Here is a 15,707-nt window from a genome sequence, read left to right as displayed (position 1 = left end):
TTACACCTTCTCAACTTCAAATATTTTTTGCTTACGTTCATTTTTCACAATGTCATGCCACGGTTCTTGTTCGACAGCTGCTTTCGCAATCATGATACGGTCATATAATTCTTGTTGTTTTTCTGGATCCAAGACAACCGCTTTCACTTGGTCGAATCCTAAACGTCTTAACCATGGTGCTGTACGTTCTGCATAATTCGCTGTTTCACGATAATACTGCATGTACGCACCGCATAATTTAATGACATCATCTTCTGTTGGTACTGTCGTTAAATGTTCAGCGACTTCAACAGTTGTACCACCATTTCCACCGACGTAAATTTGGAAACCATTTTCGACGCCGATGACACCAAAATCTTTCACACCAGATTCGACACAGCTACGTGGACAACCCGATACACCCATTTTAAATTTGTGTGGCGTATCAATATATTCGAATGTCGCTTCCAAACGAATACCTAAGCGTGTTGTATATTGTGTACCAAAACGACAAAATTCTTTACCGACACAGCTTTTCACTGAACGTGTTTTCTTCGCATAAGCTGACGCTGAACGCATACCGAGCGCTTCCCATACTGCTGGCAAGTCTTCCTTGTTCACACCATACAAACCAATACGTTGAGAACCTGTCACTTTCACTAATGGGACATCATATTGTTTCGCGACTTCACCGAGACGAATCAATTGATCTGCATCTGTCACACCCCCACGCATTTGCGGAATGACTGAGAATGTACCGTCTTTTTGAATGTTGGCATGGTAACGTTCATTCGCAAAACGGGATGCTTTTTCATCTTCATGTTCAGTTGGGTACACCATATTTAAATAGTAGTTCAAGGCAGGGCGACATTTTGGACATCCCCCTTTGTTTTTGAAATCCAACACATGACGGACTTCTTTTGATGTTTTAAGCCCTTTTGCGCGAATTTGTGTTACGATTTGATCGCGTGACAAGTCTGTACATGCACAAATACCCGTCGGTGCGTTTGCGACAAAGCCATCACCTAACGTATGTTCAAGCAACTCTGCAATTTGGCCTTTACATTTCCCACAAGAGTTGCCCGCTTTCGTCACACTTGTTACCTCTGCAACTGATGTTAAGCCTTGTTCTTGAATGGCACTCACAATTTTACCTTTTGAGACGCCGTTACAACCACAAATCGTTTCATCATCGTCCATTTCTGCAACGTTCATCGCATCGACCTCACCTGCTTTATGCAAAATCGACACGAGTGTATAGTCATCAATCGTTTCACCTTTTTTCATCATGTTGTAGAAACGGTTGCCCTCTTCTGTATCTCCATAAAGCACCGCACCGACAATCGCATGATCTTGAACGAATACCTTTTTATAAATGTTGTCGATGCCGTTAAACATTTCAATACCACGGATATCGTCATTTTCAGTAATGCGACCCGCACTGAACAAGTCACAGCCTGACACTTTTAATGATGTAAATGTTGTCGAACCTTGATACCCTTCAGTTGGACGTCCTGTAATATGGTCTGCCAACACTTTGCCTTGTTCGTATAAAGGCGCAACAAGACCGTATACTTTTGAGCGATGTTCCGCACATTCACCGACCGCATAAATTTTCGGGTCACTCGTTTGCATAAAGTCGTCTACGATAATACCGCGACCGATGTCTAGCCCTGCTGCACGTGCTTCTTTCGTAACAGGACGGATACCAACAGCCATGACCACCATATCTGCATCGAGAACACGACCATCTGATAAACGAATCCCCTCGACTTGTTTATCGCCAATAATTTCTTGTGTATTCGCTTGAAGTTCAAAACGTAATCCTTGTTTTTCTAGGTCCTTTTTCAATAATTCGCCTGCACGACGGTCCAATTGCACTTCCATCAACCATTCCGCTAAATGCACGACCGTCACGTCCATACCTTGTTCAACTAAGCCTCGTGCACATTCAAGTCCTAATAAACCTCCACCGATGACAATCGCTTTCTTTTTCGTTTTCGCGACTTCTAACATTTTTTCAGTATCATCAATCGTTCTGAAACCAACGACACCTTCTAAACGTGAACCATCAATGGGTAAAATAAAGGCGTCAGAACCTGTTGCAATAATCATTTGATCATAATCAACGACTTGTCCTTGTTCTGTCTCAACTTGTTGGGCTTCACGATCAATTTTGACTACCTTATCGCCTGTAATGAGACGAATGTGACGCGCTTCATACCATTCGTATGGGTTCATAATCGTTTCTTCTACTGTCATTTTATTTTGTAAGATGTTCGATAACATAATTCGGTTATAGTTGGGATACGGTTCTTTACCGATAATCGTAATATCAAAACGGTCTGGGTCACGGTCTAAAATTTCTTCAATTGTACGTACCCCCGCCATACCGTTGCCGACCATTAATAATTTGGTTTTACTCATCATTATCCTCCTCAAGCGTCGCCAAAAACGCCTTTATTTTCGCCGCATATGCTTTTGTATGTTGAATTGACTGTCCCTCTGAACTGATACTGATCTTCATGCCTTGATGTTCAATATCCAGACTGTTATAAAAATCCGATTGCGTGCGATCTCCTGTATGATTCACCCATTGCGTCGGCGCTACATCATCACGGACTTGTTGATTCACTACTGTGTCATCTGTCGCAATGATGATGAGATCAGCACCATCCAGGTCGCCACGTTCATATCGTTTTTGAATCAGCTGAATATGTGTCCCCCACGTCTCATTCAAAAAGGCATCATTAAATGTAGGGCACACAACTTTGACATGTTTCGCCTCATCTTTTAATTTTATGAATTTTCGCCACGCAATGTTTCCACCACCGACGATGACGACCGATTTACGTGTTAGATTTAGCTGGATAGGATACATGGTGTCACGCCTCCACATGCTTCAAGTCGATGTAAAATCACTTCTTTTAATACCGGGTGAAAGTTAATTGCTGTCGTAAAAGTGACGTCACACGGTAAATCGAGTGCGCCTATACATTGCTTTGTACGCTTTACTAAATAACCATCATAAAAGAAATACGGAATAATCAGTAACTTCGGCCATTGTTGGGCAAGTTCAGCTAAGACTTTTTCATAATTTAACTTCCCGTAGACCATACACGGATAGCACGGCCGTGACGTTGTTGACAGTTCGTTCGCAATGGTTTCTAATGCGATGTCAGGTTCGTTAAAACGTGCACTGCCATGCGCTAACACGACAACAGCTGTATCTTTCACGGTCGCATCTAGATAACGTGCCATTTGCGCTGCCACCCAATTTTTCATTTTTGGATGTGTGCCGAGTGGTTGTGCCAAATGAAATGTCGTTTGAGGATACAGTTGACGCCAATCTTCCAAACTATCGACAATATCTTCATAATAGTGTGATGCAGAAAAGAGTAACAATGGCACTAAGAAAAGTTCTGTCGCGCCTTGATTCACTTGATCTTCAATCACTGTTGGCAAACTCGCCGTCTCACTTTCCAAAAATGCAATCTCGTAATCTACCTGTTCCGCTTCAAATAACTGTGCAACAAATTGTGTTAATGTTTCGTTCAGTTGTCCCTTTCTCATCCCATGGACAACAAAAATCACTTTACACAACACATCACCCCCTACAGTTGTATTGTAGACGAAAAGCGAACTTCAATGTGATAAAATTCACATAAAAATATAAAAGTAGGGAATCCCCTCTCCTGTATCTTGAGGGAATTCCCTATCATTTATTATCACGGTTACAGTTGAATCTCTCAACCGATCATCTTGCATTTACAACAATCAGATTATTCACCTTGCGCCCATGGTGGTGGTGCGAGTAAATCTTTATTATAACGTTCTGGAATTAAAACTTTTACCATCATTGCACCTTCATCGCCTGTTTCATCTTCAAATGAAAAGAACGTTTCATAACCACGACGTTCATAGACATCTTTTAACCAACTCATTTTGCGCGCTGAAGTCCCTAATACTACAGCAGGCGCTTTTAATGTATCACGTAAAATCGTTTCTTCCACATACGTCATCATTTGATTGCCATATCCTGCACCGCCATAATCGGGGTCTGTCGCAAACCACCAAACAAACGGATATTTAGAAACCGGGTGACTCGGCTCCCATGGAAAACGTATCGACAAGGTTGAAACAATTTTCCCATCGACTTCGAGCACATAAGCAGCATTGTTTTGAATATTGTCTTGAATCATTTCTAATGTCGCATTCACGGACGGCCAATCAATACCGACATCTCTTAAAGGTGTAAATGCGCGATGCATCAGTTCGTGCAGGGCCTCTGCATCGTCTAAAGTGGCCATTCTTATATTAACTTGAGACATAGTGTCGCCTCCCTTTATATTCATATGTAGTTAGATTATCAAAATTGATATCGTATCGAAATTAATACGCTTTGGTCACCTTGTTTGATGTTGTTAGGAATGCCATTCGATGCTGGGCTTACTATTTTGTTCAACTAAATTGATCACAGGTATGTCTTTACACATTCATATCAAAAAAAGAGCTGAGGTTTAATGATTACCCCAACTCTTTCATCATTACTATTGTCTATTTATTTTCGTTCAATGTGACGTGAGCCGTTGAAATATGCAAACAACAGACCGACAAGTATGCCCCCACCAATATAGTTACCAATAAATGCGAAGACGATATTTTTCAGCACGCCTAACCAAGAAGCTGCATCAAAGTTATAAAAGATCATCCCTACGAATAAGCCTGCATTATAAACGACGTGTTCATAACCCATAAACACGAAAATAATGACACCAATCGCAATGAAAAACGTTTTTGACAAGCCTTCTTTAAATTGCATAGAGACATAAATCCCAATATTGATAAAGAAGTTCGCGAAGATGGCTTTGACTAATATCGCTTGCCATGTCGATTCAACTGTTTTGGCGTCAACTGTTGATGTTAATGCCGCAATCATTTCAGGTGTCATCACTTTAGTGAAATACATTAACATAAAGAGCACAAATGCACCTAAAATATTACCGATAAAACAAATAGTAAATAACCACATCGTTTTGCCGAATGATACCGTACGATAGTAAAGTCCGACTGTCATATACATAAAGTTACTCGTCAATAGTTCCGCTTGTGTTAAAACGATGAACACTAAGGCAATACTAAACGCCGTCGCCCCCATTAAATTTACAACACCAGGAAGCGCCCCAGCCATTTGTGTTTTCATTGCGAGCATAAACACTGTCACAATAGTGAGTAAAAACCCTGACAACATCGATTTAAGTATGTAACGTGGCATCGCCTTATCCAGCATCACTTCTTTCATTGCCACTGAATGGATAATGCTTTGAATCGTTTCTCGTGATGCATACGTATCCGCAACTGTTTTTGTTGGTTTTTGAATCCCCATAGTTCAACCTCCATTTGATATTCAACCTTGTTGATGGTTCATGCAATGTCACTTACATTTTACATGAATTTCACTGCAATTGTCATAAAGTTTGTGAAAATAAATGCAAATTCTTTGTCATTTTAAATCATTTTTTATTTACAGCCCGACTGCATGAAATAAAAACAGCCAAGTGGCGTGTTATCCCATACTTGGCTGCTGTCTTATGTTGCTTTTCTTATAGTAAGCCTAACCATTTCCAATACGTCATACTCATAATGACAACGAGAATGTAACCGACAATCGTAATTGGAATCCCCGCTTTTAAGAAATCTTTAACAGTAAATGTTTCTGTCCCGTAAGCGAGCATACTTTGCGGCGAACTCACCGGTAGTAAGAATCCAAAACTGATGACGAATTGTTGGATTAATACGAAACCAATGGCATTGTCACCTAGGCTTAATGTGGATGTTAATGAAATAAAGACCGGAATTAATGCAGATGCTAAACTTGTCGCACTTGCAAACCCTAAATGAATTAAAATGTTAAACAGTGAAATTAATGCAATCGTTGCTACAATCGGCATGTCTTTTAAGCCCATTAAGCCGAATGTTTGGTCACTTAACCATTGTGCGGCTGTCGTTTTTAATAAGACGTTCCCTAACGAAATGCCGACACCGAATACTATGATAGTGCCCCATGGAATACGACTTTCGACTTCTTTCCAATTCATGACACCAATTTTTGGCGTTAACATCATCGCCAATGCAATTAATGTGATAGAAGAAGAATCGATGGGGTGTAAGACTTTTTCAGTTGACCAAAACACAAGTAACAATAATGAAATGATAATTAAGCGCCACTCTGTCGGTTTAACTGGACCAAGTTCTGCCAGTTGCTGTTTAACGAGCTCCGTACCCCCTTCAATCGTATCTTGTTCAGGCCGAATGACTTTGAGCATAACGAAATAAAGCACGATAGACATGATGATTGACCAAGGTGCGGCATACAAGAACCATTCGCCCCATGAAACGTCATGACCGAGTTGATCATTAATAAAGTTAATCGCTACGATATTTTGAGCAGCAGCGGTTTTAATCCCGATATTCCAAATCGATACCGCTTGCACAGCTGTAATGATGAGTAATGCTGCTAATTTACTGTTTTTCGCTGCTCCAAACGCCGCAATCATCCCTAATAAAATTGGTACAACAGCGCCAGCACGAGCTGTAGCAGACGGTACGAAAAACGCTAAAATAATAGATACAAGAATTGCCCCGATAACGATATTTTTCGTTTTATTGCCGACAAACGATAATACTAATAGTGCCAAACGTTTATGTAAGTTCGTCACTTGCATCGCGGTTGCTAAGAACAATGCTGCAGCAACTAACGCGACGGCACTCGTTGAAAAACCACTAAAGGCTAATTTCAATGCATTCCCTGTACCGAATAAGTCGTCACCTTTTAGCACCGCACCGCCACTTTGAGGATTGCCTAATGCTTGTGTTAAATTTTGAACTGGACTAAATCCGAGTAAGAGTATGATGAGACCGACAATAATCGTTGCAGATACCGGATACGTCACCGCTTCAGTCACCCATAAAATGACTGCAAATGCCAAAATTGCTAATGCTGCTTTCCCCATAAACGGTAAACTTGCAGGTGTTGGCATCAATAACACCGCAATTAATGCAACAAAGCTTAAAATAAACCATAACGGCTTAAATGTTGCCCCTTCTTTTTTCTTTGAAGCTGAAGTCATTGCCATTTTTGGCTCCCCCTTTTGTGAATTTCTTTACTTACATTGTATCAAGAAAGCGCTTCAAAAAGATACTTATGTTCAAATCTTCACAAAAATTTAATAACTATTGATTCAGTTGTATTTTCTGCTCCCCGACATGAAGCCATTGACGTTTAATCATAAAACGATAAATGACAAAAGTGACGAATGCAGGTAGGACAAAGTGAAACATAATAATGAGTAGCCACGTATTCAAACTCGCGCCCATCGTATTGATTGTCATAATTTGACCGACTAAGCCACTCGTTCCCATGCCTGCCCCTGCTGCATTATTTGTCATTGGGAACAGAACCGTCATGATTGGAGCGATAATCGCACTCGCTAAAGTAGGTGGCACGATAATGAGTGGTTTTAACAATATATTCGGCACTTGTAACATGCTTGTTCCGAGACCAATTGAAATGATGCCACTCACCCCATTTTCTTTATAACTCGTCACCGCAAAACCAATCATTTGGCATGCACAACCGATTGTCGCTGCACCGGCTGCTAATCCTGATAAATCTAACATCAATGCTAATGCTGCACTGGAGATTGGTGCCGTTAAACATAAACCAAAGATGACTGCGACAAGAATGCCCATCGCAAAAGGTTGTTGCTCCGTAGAAATCACAATCACTTTTCCGATTTCTAACATGAGTTGACTTAACACCGGACCTAAAAATTTCGCCACTAAACCACCTATCATTAATGTTAGTAGAGGTGTGACAATAATATCGATTTTCGTCTTAGCTGCATAAAACTGACTTAATTCCACAGCGATAAGCACTGCAAAAAACGCCCCGACTGCACCACCTGAAAACGTCTCATAGCCGAGCATACCGACAATGACTGCCGCAAAAATCACGAGCGGTTTCCCTTTCAAACCATACGCAATCGCCGCACCAATCGCTGCCCCCGTTAAACTTTGTGCAACCTTTCCCACTTCAACTAAAAATTCTAAGTGAAGACTTGGGAATAACGTTTGCTTACCAATCGTTTGCATAATTAATCCGATAATGAGTGAACTGAAAAGCCCAAGTGTCATATAACTGAGACCATCGATGAACCAACGATAGAATAATTTTTTCACTGAGTTGAACACTTCCAATCTTTGTTATTTTGTTTTTATAAATCTCATATTAACATAACATTGGAATATTTTTGATTTGAATTTTCATTTGGACAGATGCCCTTTTAAAATCCAGTTCATTTTCAAGATTGAGGACAAAAAAAGAAGGAGGATGGGACATAATAAAATTTTTGATGCTATTGATGCAATATTTTTGTTAAACTTGCCCTCCCTATGATTTGTGGCTTTAGATTGCCTTCATGGCTTCGCGTTCCTAGGGGCTGAGGGGAGGTTGTGACAAAAGCGCTTAGGATTTGAGCAGAACCGAGCGATGAGCAAAATTGATTTCCAAATTTTGCCGAAATCGCGGGAGTTCTGTCGAAAATCCTGCTTTTGGAACACCGTTTATTAATTCCCAGCGCACCCATTCATTGTGGATTTTGGGAGCAGTACAGAAATCTCATGTGTAACAAAGATTTCGTCGTACTGCCCCCGCAAGGCTGACTAGACTTCTCAAAAGTAAAAACATTGAGAAGTCAGACAGCTACTGCGATAAACAGTAACCACTATTAAAGTAAAGAAGCGACTGTCAGCAGTATGCACGGATTCCCTCAGGAGTCTCAGCCTTCTGGGCAATCTTACATCAAATACAGTCGATTAGGGCAAGTTTCTGAAATCAAGAAAACAATAGCATCAATTTTTATCCCATTCACGCTCATTTTCCGACCGTTTTAAAGTCATTAATGAATATGCAATCTATGTATAGCTTGAGGCTTAATTTTTTCAAGCCCCATCCCTTGGTATACACAACAAAATATAGTAAAGGAGCTGAGGAATCTTATATCCCAGCTCCTCTTCATCAAAATGAATAGGAAAGGGGTAAGAACTTAAATTTCACCCTCTCCCATCATTCAACACATATTAATATAAGCCTTTTGTTTCGTTGCTAATATCAATATAAATGTTTTTAACTTGTTGATAATTTTCGATGGCTGCTTTATACGTTTCACGACCGATACCTGATTTTTTGTAACCGCCAAATGGTGCACCTTCAGGAACTTGGTTGTACGTATTCACCCATACACGGCCCGTACGTACGTTTTTCGCAACATTTAATGCGCGGTTGATATTGGTTGAGAAGACACCGCCCGCTAAGCCGTAATCAGAATTATTGGCAACATCAATGGCTTCTTCGTCATCTTTAACTTTAATGACTACTAACACAGGGCCGAAAATTTCTTCTTGCGCTAATTTATCGTCCGCATCGTCCACTTCAATAATTGTTGGCTCAAAGAAGTAACCTTTGTCTAAACCGTTGTCTGTCATACGGTGACCGCCTACAAGAATTTTCGCGCCGTCAGATTCGTTTGCATAGTCAATATAACTTTGGATTTTATCGATTTGTGCCTGACCTGTTTGAGAACCCATTTGTGTTTCCATATCTAACGGGTCGCCCACTTTCACTTTTTTGAAGGCGTCAACCAGGCGTGGAATGAATTCATCGTACACATTTTCATGGACGATTAATCGAGACCCTGCACTACATACTTCACCTTGATTGAATAAAATACCTAATTGTGAACCTTCTAAAGCTAAATCAAGATTCGCATCATCTAAAATAATGTTGGCACTTTTACCACCGAGTTCTAACGTTGCAGGCACAAGTCGTTTCGCACCTGCTTCAGCGACTTGATAACCGACAGCAGTTGAACCTGTAAATGATAATTTGTCGACACCTTCATGATTAAAGATGGCATTACCTGATTCAGAACCTTTACCTGTCACAATGTTGACTACACCTGCTGGTAACACTTCTTGGAAAATTTTCGCCAATTCAATCAAACTTAATGGCGTTGATGACGAAGGTTGAATGACAACTGTATTCCCTGCAGCAAGGGCGGGTGCCAATTTCCATGAAGACAGTAACATTGGGAAGTTCCAAGCAACCACTGCACCCACAACGCCGATAGGTTCATGTTGAATGATACTCATAATGTGATCTTCCATATTGTTGAGGGTACCTTCATCAGTGTCTAACACACTACCAAAATATTGATAATGCTTCGCTGTATAAGGGACGTCAATACTGCTTGATTCACGGATTGCTTTCCCCGCGTTTAAAGTTTCTATATATGCAAAATGGTCTTTTTTCTCCATAATTTTGTCATGGACTTGACGTAACATATTCGCACGTTCTGCTTTCGAACGACGACTCCAATCTGGGAAAGCTTTCGTTGCTGCTTCTACGGCTTTGTCTACATCTTTTTCACTTGCTTTAGCGACTTGTGACAATTTTTCACCGTTTGCCGGATTATATACATCTAAATATTCCCCTGATTCTGCTGGAACAAATTCACCGTTAATAAATAAGTTATACTGCGCATCAATATAATCTCTCACATTTACACTCATGTATATTGCCTCCTTATATTTCGACACCATTTTAAACATTCAGATAAAATAATCGTTGCAACATTATTATTCATTGCGTTTAATGATGTCGTATTCAATATAACTCTAACTGTATTGTAAAGCGCTCTCACAAAAAGGTAAAGTACTTTGACTCATATAGAAAAAAGTATCTTCAGCTTCATGTTTACCCCTTTAAAAACGTAAAAAAACAAGCCTTCAATGAAGAAGACTTGTTTACTGGGGAAAAAGAAGTTGGCCTTTACGGCTCATACTTCCAAACGTTATTGTCATGAGACTAATGGAAGGCTCATGTTAGAAAATGACTGACACCTTAGTTTAGTAAAATATGGTTGATTCAACTAAACAACCTTAAAAAAGGCTTTAAGAAACTTCATCAATATAAGCTATATGTTGAAGCATCTAATTGGAGTATAAACGATAATGTTTCAGTTGTAAATAGGAAGTGTTACGATTTATATTTTATCGTGCTTAAGTCTGAGACAATGTCCCTCCTATCGTACGATGTGCAATGACCATTTTAGCGATACAATGAACTCAGAACAGTTAAGACATCATATTGAGCGCATAACTGTTCGACTTCATCCCAGGTAGACATACTTGAAACCCCAATAGACAAATGCTAGATCAAGTATATCCTAAACCTCCTTTTAAAATAATAAAACTAAAGTTGACCAAAGTCGATGTGTCCCCCGCGCATTGGCTTTATTTTTGTTTTATGTGTGTCCAGTCGTTTATCCGTGCTATGAACAAAGGCTATTTACGAACTTTCGGGTATTTGAATCACTTGTAAGGCGTGCTTTAATTCTGCAGCAAGGTCAGTCGTTCGCCATTCTCGAGGGTACCCGAGACACGGACAAAGAAAAGTCGTGTTGCCGTCTACTAATCGCTTTCTAAAGTGGACATGCCCCATTACACTGTACGGAATATTAAAATGCTGATACAACGGTTTGAAGTCGCTTGTCCCTAAAAAGCCGTTAAAAAAGTCAAAAATACGGTGCGGCGTAGGGACAGTAAACTTCGGATGGGTCACGACATGGGTCACTAAAATGACTTGACGATCTGTATAAGCCGCCAAATCTTGCCACACTTCATCGGCAAAACATTGCGAAAGTTGTGGATCAGACACGCCAAAAGCGGTATGTACTTTATCTTGCCAAGTCGCACCATAATGCTTGCCTTTTGCTAACTTGTCATACGTAAAGCGATCAGCGGCAAAACTATAGTCATACCAGCCGATATGTCCGGCAATCACATAATCGCCGACTTCCACAGGCGTCCCCATCAAACATTGCGGATGGTCTTGATACAATCGCAATATCTCTGCTGTCGTCAAATGTTTATCAGATTGGCGCCATAAATCATGATTCCCCGGTATGAAGTAAATCGGAATCGTTGCATTTGATGTCAGTTGCGCGATAAACTCAAATGTCGTCGAATGATGGTTGGAAATATCACCCGCAATGATGAGCATGTTTAATGTTTCTTGATCAATGAGATTCACTACCGCTTCAAGATAATCTTGCATCGTTAACTGTTGATGTCGATCAAAATGCAAATCTGCTATCGTTCCTATTCTCATCAGTCGCCCTCCTATCTTCCTCATTATCTCAAAAGAAACGATCACCTGTGTAGTCGAATGCTTTACGTCTTGTTTTCAATAGAGTTGTCTACGTGGCTAAACATGCGTGCGTTTTGAAGAGGACCATGCCATATCAGTCTTTAAGAAATCGTATGAATAGGTATTTTTTCTCTTATATAAACGAAAGTAGGTAGTGATAAAATCCCTTGCTGTAGTTGTAAAGTAAATTTATTAGCCGTACATATTCTTATAGTCTATGATTCGAATTGTAACGATCAAAGGTTTTTATTAAATTGAATCATTTTTAATTTATTTTTTCAATATGTTAAAAATGTGTCCTTATGAGTTTCTTTATCATTTGCAAGGTGATTTTTCATTCGATTAGCCTGTTTTTTTTCTGTACTAAAAAACCACACCTATTAAAGTGTGGTTAGAAAATAAAATTAAATAGAAATGTTAATAATGCAACGATGATACCTGTTCCTGTCAAACTCCAAGTGATAATTGACTTTTTGTCGTCTTTTCTCTCTTTTCTTATTTTCTCTAATTGTTGATTTAAGGCTATTTCCATTTTATCACTAAATCTATCAGGTAAGGAGTCAATTTTAGAATTTAAATGCTTAAAGTTGTCCTCTATACGTTTTTCTAATTGTTCAAACTCTTGTCTACTTATATACTCACTCATATTAATCACCTCTTCATAAGTAGAACTTGAATTTTGATAAAACTCGTAACTACCGCTCGCTTTTGTTAAATGTTTTGAATCAAATGTTACTCTCTCATCTTTGGTTTATAAATTAAACACATCTAGTCTACTCACTTTTTCATAACCCATAATTTATGACACCAAATTTACATTAAAATTAGACTGGGCTTGTGAGTCATCTATAGATAATTTAATAGTATATAACCCTTCTTTTTGAAATTTAAAATTGTTAAAATTTGCATTTGATTCAAAGACATTATTAATTTGCTTATTTGTATTATCCTGTATTAATTTTTGATGATCAATACCAACATGAGTATCAAATATAATTTGGTCTTCAGGGTCTAAAATTTGAAAATTCAAATCATATTGCTTTGTCTCTTCTACATTAATTATCCCAAAAGATATATTAAAAGAAAAATTATTTGGTAGTGCCTCTAATTCAATAAAGGATAATGGTTTTTCAATGACTAAGCCTCCTTGATGATTATTAAATACTCCCTGAGATGGTATCATCCATGCTATTTTTGCCATTTAAATACACCCTCTTACTATAATTAAATATATAATACATCAAAATTGAATTGGACAAAAGTCAGAATATTTCTAAACCATTCTCCACTTTTTATTTAGTTGGGTGTTCATTTAAAAAAAGGAAATATTAAGCTTTTGAATAGCCATTGTGCAGAAGCTTAAATGAGCTTAGTGTAAACCACTTATCCATATGATAACACGAAAAAAGAGGATCCAGCTGTAAAAATCGCTCTCAAAATTATAGAGTATGAACATTTTAACTTCTGGCTTTCAATGTTCTTTAGATTAATTGAACGAGTAACCAGAGACTTTTGATAATTCTACTCATTCTCGCGAGGGGAGACTTAACAGTCTACATGTAGCCCTTTTAAACACACAAAAGCACCAAACAACCCACGTTGCCTGATGCTTTATCAGTCGAACTTTACAAAAAGCTCAATCATCTATTAAAGTCTCCTTAAATCCTCGCTTCTGCATCCCTTTATGCCGCAACACTTTTGGCATAATCATATAAACGTTCTGCATCTTTTAAAGACACATCATCAAGTGTACGATAACCAGATCTCAAATCAGAAATCACACCTTGACTGACACCTGTGTGAATGTAAATATCGTAGCAACTTTGGTTAGAACGGATTAATCTTAATATTGATTCTCTCATGTTTAACACATCCTTTAGTTATTACTTCTTTCTTACTTTCATTATACCCCTTATTCGCAAAATCACTACATTTTTGTGATGTTTTTCACATAATCATCACAATTGCAAATCAGCACCTATTACTTCCGAAATTCAAAATTGAAACTATTCAAAAATAGCGATAAAACTTCAATCCTCTAGTCCTTTAATCCTCATTATTATGCTTATATACATATAACGTTTTGTACAATTATTATTTTACACTTTATCTATGTTTGAAAATTTATAAAATTTGAACTTTAAATCTTTCACAAATACGCCATATTATAAAATTTACTCTGATACTTTAATATTTTAATGTGAAATAGAACTAAAAATCGTTTTATACCAGTTCTTTTGTATAAACTATATTTTCACAATCTATATTTTTTTGTTTTCAAATAATTATTTTCACACAATAAACCGCATTCCACTCCAATGTAAGGGCTTGCATAAGCAAAATGAAGCACTTAGAATGGTGGTTGTTTGGGATAGCTATCTAATTAAAACATAAAAACAAAAGAGAGAAGGAACTAAATATGGATTTTATTTTGGGAATCGGGACATTACTCGTTGTTTTACTTGCAATGACTTTATTCTTAAAATTTGCCCCGAATGGTAAAGTCAGTTTACAGGCTTTATCCGGCGCTGCTTGTGCTTCGTTTTTACCGGAAGCATTCTTAAAATACGCAATCGGTGGCGTGTTTCACTCAGACTATTTTATTAAACTAGGGGATGTTGCAGGAAGTTTAAGTGGTGTTGCTGTGGGCATTCTCACTTGTTTAAAATTCGGTATTAATCCTGTATTCGCCGTTTTAACAGGACTCGTTTTATTTGATTTTAAACTATTGCCTGCTTTTATTGCGGCATATGTCGTTGCTTTTGGTATTAAAGCACTTGAAAAATATGTGCCTGAAGGGTTAGACCTAATCGTGGTGATCTTATTATCTCCTGCCATTGCATATGGTATTGCGTCTATCGTATCACCTAGTGTCACTGCCGTATTGAAACAAATCGGTACTGCCATCACAGCTGTAGGTGATAATAATCCGTACGCCCTTGCACTTGTTATCGGTGCGATTGTACCCGTTGTAGGTATGACACCATTAAGTTCAATGGTTTTCACAAGTTTGTTAGGACTTACGGGTATTCCAATGGCAATTGGTGCACTCGGTTGTATGGGTAGTTCATTTGTCAACTTTGTGATGTTTAGAAAACTTAGAATCGGCAATGCAGGAAAAGCCTTTGCCGTTGCTGTCGAACCATTAACACAAATCGATACGATCGCAAAATATCCACTTCAGCTTTATGGTACGAATGCAGTGGTAGGTATGGTCAATGGCTTATTTATCACATACATGGGTATCGTTGTGAACCAACCAGGCATGGCGACACCTATTGCCGGTCCGATTGTAGCGTTAGGCTTTAATGAAGTGGTGCCTACCGTGATTACGATTATCATCGTAGCAATCATCAGTATTATTATGAGCTTTTTCATCGGCACATTCATCAGTAAGAAACGACCAACGCTGGACATTAAAGTGCCTCATGTTAACCAACAAACAAATTAAGGAGCG

At 38.7% G+C, this 15,707-nt stretch carries 13 protein-coding genes; 1 reads left to right on the top strand and 12 read right to left on the bottom strand.

From position 1 onward, the window contains the following. From nirB to EL101_RS02180, 12 genes are all read right to left on the bottom strand, one after another. Complete coding sequence (nirB, locus tag EL101_RS02235) at window positions 1-2,406, bottom strand: nitrite reductase large subunit NirB (RefSeq protein WP_096596236.1); 2,406 nt, start codon at window positions 2,404-2,406, stop codon at window positions 1-3. After that, on the bottom strand, window positions 2,399-2,860 hold the full coding sequence (locus EL101_RS02230) for a precorrin-2 dehydrogenase/sirohydrochlorin ferrochelatase family protein (RefSeq protein WP_096596237.1): 462 nt from the start codon (window positions 2,858-2,860) through the stop codon (window positions 2,399-2,401). Before EL101_RS02230 ends, nirB begins: the two co-directional genes overlap by 8 nt. Further along, window positions 2,842-3,585 (bottom strand): sirohydrochlorin chelatase, encoded by a 744-nt coding sequence (locus EL101_RS02225; RefSeq protein WP_240622771.1) that lies wholly within the window; start codon window positions 3,583-3,585, stop codon window positions 2,842-2,844. The genes EL101_RS02230 and EL101_RS02225 overlap by 19 nt, the downstream gene beginning before the upstream one ends. Window positions 3,586-3,761: 176 nt before the next feature. After that, the gene (locus tag EL101_RS02220) at window positions 3,762-4,310 is read right to left on the bottom strand and encodes a GNAT family N-acetyltransferase (RefSeq protein WP_096596239.1); all 549 of its coding nucleotides are present in this window, start codon (window positions 4,308-4,310) and stop codon (window positions 3,762-3,764) included. Window positions 4,311-4,540: 230 nt separating this feature from the next. After that, window positions 4,541-5,365, bottom strand: coding sequence for a formate/nitrite transporter family protein (locus EL101_RS02215; protein WP_096596240.1), 825 nt, complete (start codon window positions 5,363-5,365; stop codon window positions 4,541-4,543). 217 nt (window positions 5,366-5,582) lie between these two features. After that, entirely contained in the window at window positions 5,583-7,115 is a 1,533-nt protein-coding gene (locus tag EL101_RS02210; protein WP_096596241.1) for an SLC13 family permease, read from the bottom strand. A 97-nt stretch (window positions 7,116-7,212) separates the two neighbouring features. Beyond that, window positions 7,213-8,220, bottom strand: a complete 1,008-nt coding sequence (locus EL101_RS02205) for a PTS sugar transporter subunit IIC (RefSeq protein ID WP_096596242.1) — start codon at window positions 8,218-8,220, stop codon at window positions 7,213-7,215. A gap of 900 nt (window positions 8,221-9,120) precedes the next feature. Beyond that, the gene (locus tag EL101_RS02200; protein WP_096598148.1) at window positions 9,121-10,611 is read right to left on the bottom strand and encodes an aldehyde dehydrogenase family protein; all 1,491 of its coding nucleotides are present in this window, start codon (window positions 10,609-10,611) and stop codon (window positions 9,121-9,123) included. Between the two features lie 778 nt (window positions 10,612-11,389). Then, the gene (locus EL101_RS02195; protein WP_096598150.1) at window positions 11,390-12,211 is read right to left on the bottom strand and encodes a metallophosphoesterase; all 822 of its coding nucleotides are present in this window, start codon (window positions 12,209-12,211) and stop codon (window positions 11,390-11,392) included. 430 nt (window positions 12,212-12,641) lie between these two features. Then, window positions 12,642-12,896, bottom strand: a complete 255-nt coding sequence (locus tag EL101_RS02190; protein ID WP_096598152.1) for a hypothetical protein — start codon at window positions 12,894-12,896, stop codon at window positions 12,642-12,644. Between the two features lie 153 nt (window positions 12,897-13,049). After that, window positions 13,050-13,451 (bottom strand): DUF6941 family protein, encoded by a 402-nt coding sequence (locus tag EL101_RS02185; RefSeq protein ID WP_096542795.1) that lies wholly within the window; start codon window positions 13,449-13,451, stop codon window positions 13,050-13,052. 481 nt (window positions 13,452-13,932) lie between these two features. Further along, window positions 13,933-14,112: a hypothetical protein gene (locus EL101_RS02180; RefSeq protein ID WP_019166520.1), complete on the bottom strand. Its 180-nt coding sequence runs from the start codon at window positions 14,110-14,112 to the stop codon at window positions 13,933-13,935. Between the two features lie 557 nt (window positions 14,113-14,669). Here EL101_RS02180 and EL101_RS02175 point away from each other — a divergent pair. After that, a complete protein-coding gene (locus tag EL101_RS02175) occupies window positions 14,670-15,701 on the top strand; it encodes a PTS sugar transporter subunit IIC (protein ID WP_096598154.1) in 1,032 nt (343 codons plus the stop codon). The last annotated feature ends 6 nt before the right edge of the window (window positions 15,702-15,707 follow it).

Source organism: Staphylococcus delphini, assembly GCF_900636325.1.
GTDB classification, from domain to species: Bacteria; Bacillota; Bacilli; order Staphylococcales; family Staphylococcaceae; genus Staphylococcus; species Staphylococcus delphini.
Note: the sequence above shows the minus strand (reverse complement) of the source record. Positions and strands in the feature narration are given on the sequence as shown.

Bases quoted from the DNA above. Each gene is read 5' to 3' on its own strand.
- nirB (WP_096596236.1), bottom strand. From the start codon at position 2,406: ATGAGTAAAACCAAATTATTAATGGTCGGCAACGGTATGGCGGGGGTA.
- EL101_RS02230 (WP_096596237.1), bottom strand. From the start codon at position 2,860: ATGTATCCTATCCAGCTAAATCTAACACGTAAATCGGTCGTCATCGTC.
- EL101_RS02220 (WP_096596239.1), bottom strand. From the start codon at position 4,310: ATGTCTCAAGTTAATATAAGAATGGCCACTTTAGACGATGCAGAGGCC.
- EL101_RS02215 (WP_096596240.1), bottom strand. From the start codon at position 5,365: ATGGGGATTCAAAAACCAACAAAAACAGTTGCGGATACGTATGCATCA.
- EL101_RS02210 (WP_096596241.1), bottom strand. From the start codon at position 7,115: ATGGCAATGACTTCAGCTTCAAAGAAAAAAGAAGGGGCAACATTTAAG.
- EL101_RS02200 (WP_096598148.1), bottom strand. From the start codon at position 10,611: ATGAGTGTAAATGTGAGAGATTATATTGATGCGCAGTATAACTTATTT.
- EL101_RS02195 (WP_096598150.1), bottom strand. From the start codon at position 12,211: ATGAGAATAGGAACGATAGCAGATTTGCATTTTGATCGACATCAACAG.
- EL101_RS02190 (WP_096598152.1), bottom strand. From the start codon at position 12,896: ATGAGTGAGTATATAAGTAGACAAGAGTTTGAACAATTAGAAAAACGT.
- EL101_RS02185 (WP_096542795.1), bottom strand. From the start codon at position 13,451: ATGGCAAAAATAGCATGGATGATACCATCTCAGGGAGTATTTAATAAT.
- EL101_RS02180 (WP_019166520.1), bottom strand. From the start codon at position 14,112: ATGAGAGAATCAATATTAAGATTAATCCGTTCTAACCAAAGTTGCTAC.
- EL101_RS02175 (WP_096598154.1), top strand. From the start codon at position 14,670: ATGGATTTTATTTTGGGAATCGGGACATTACTCGTTGTTTTACTTGCA.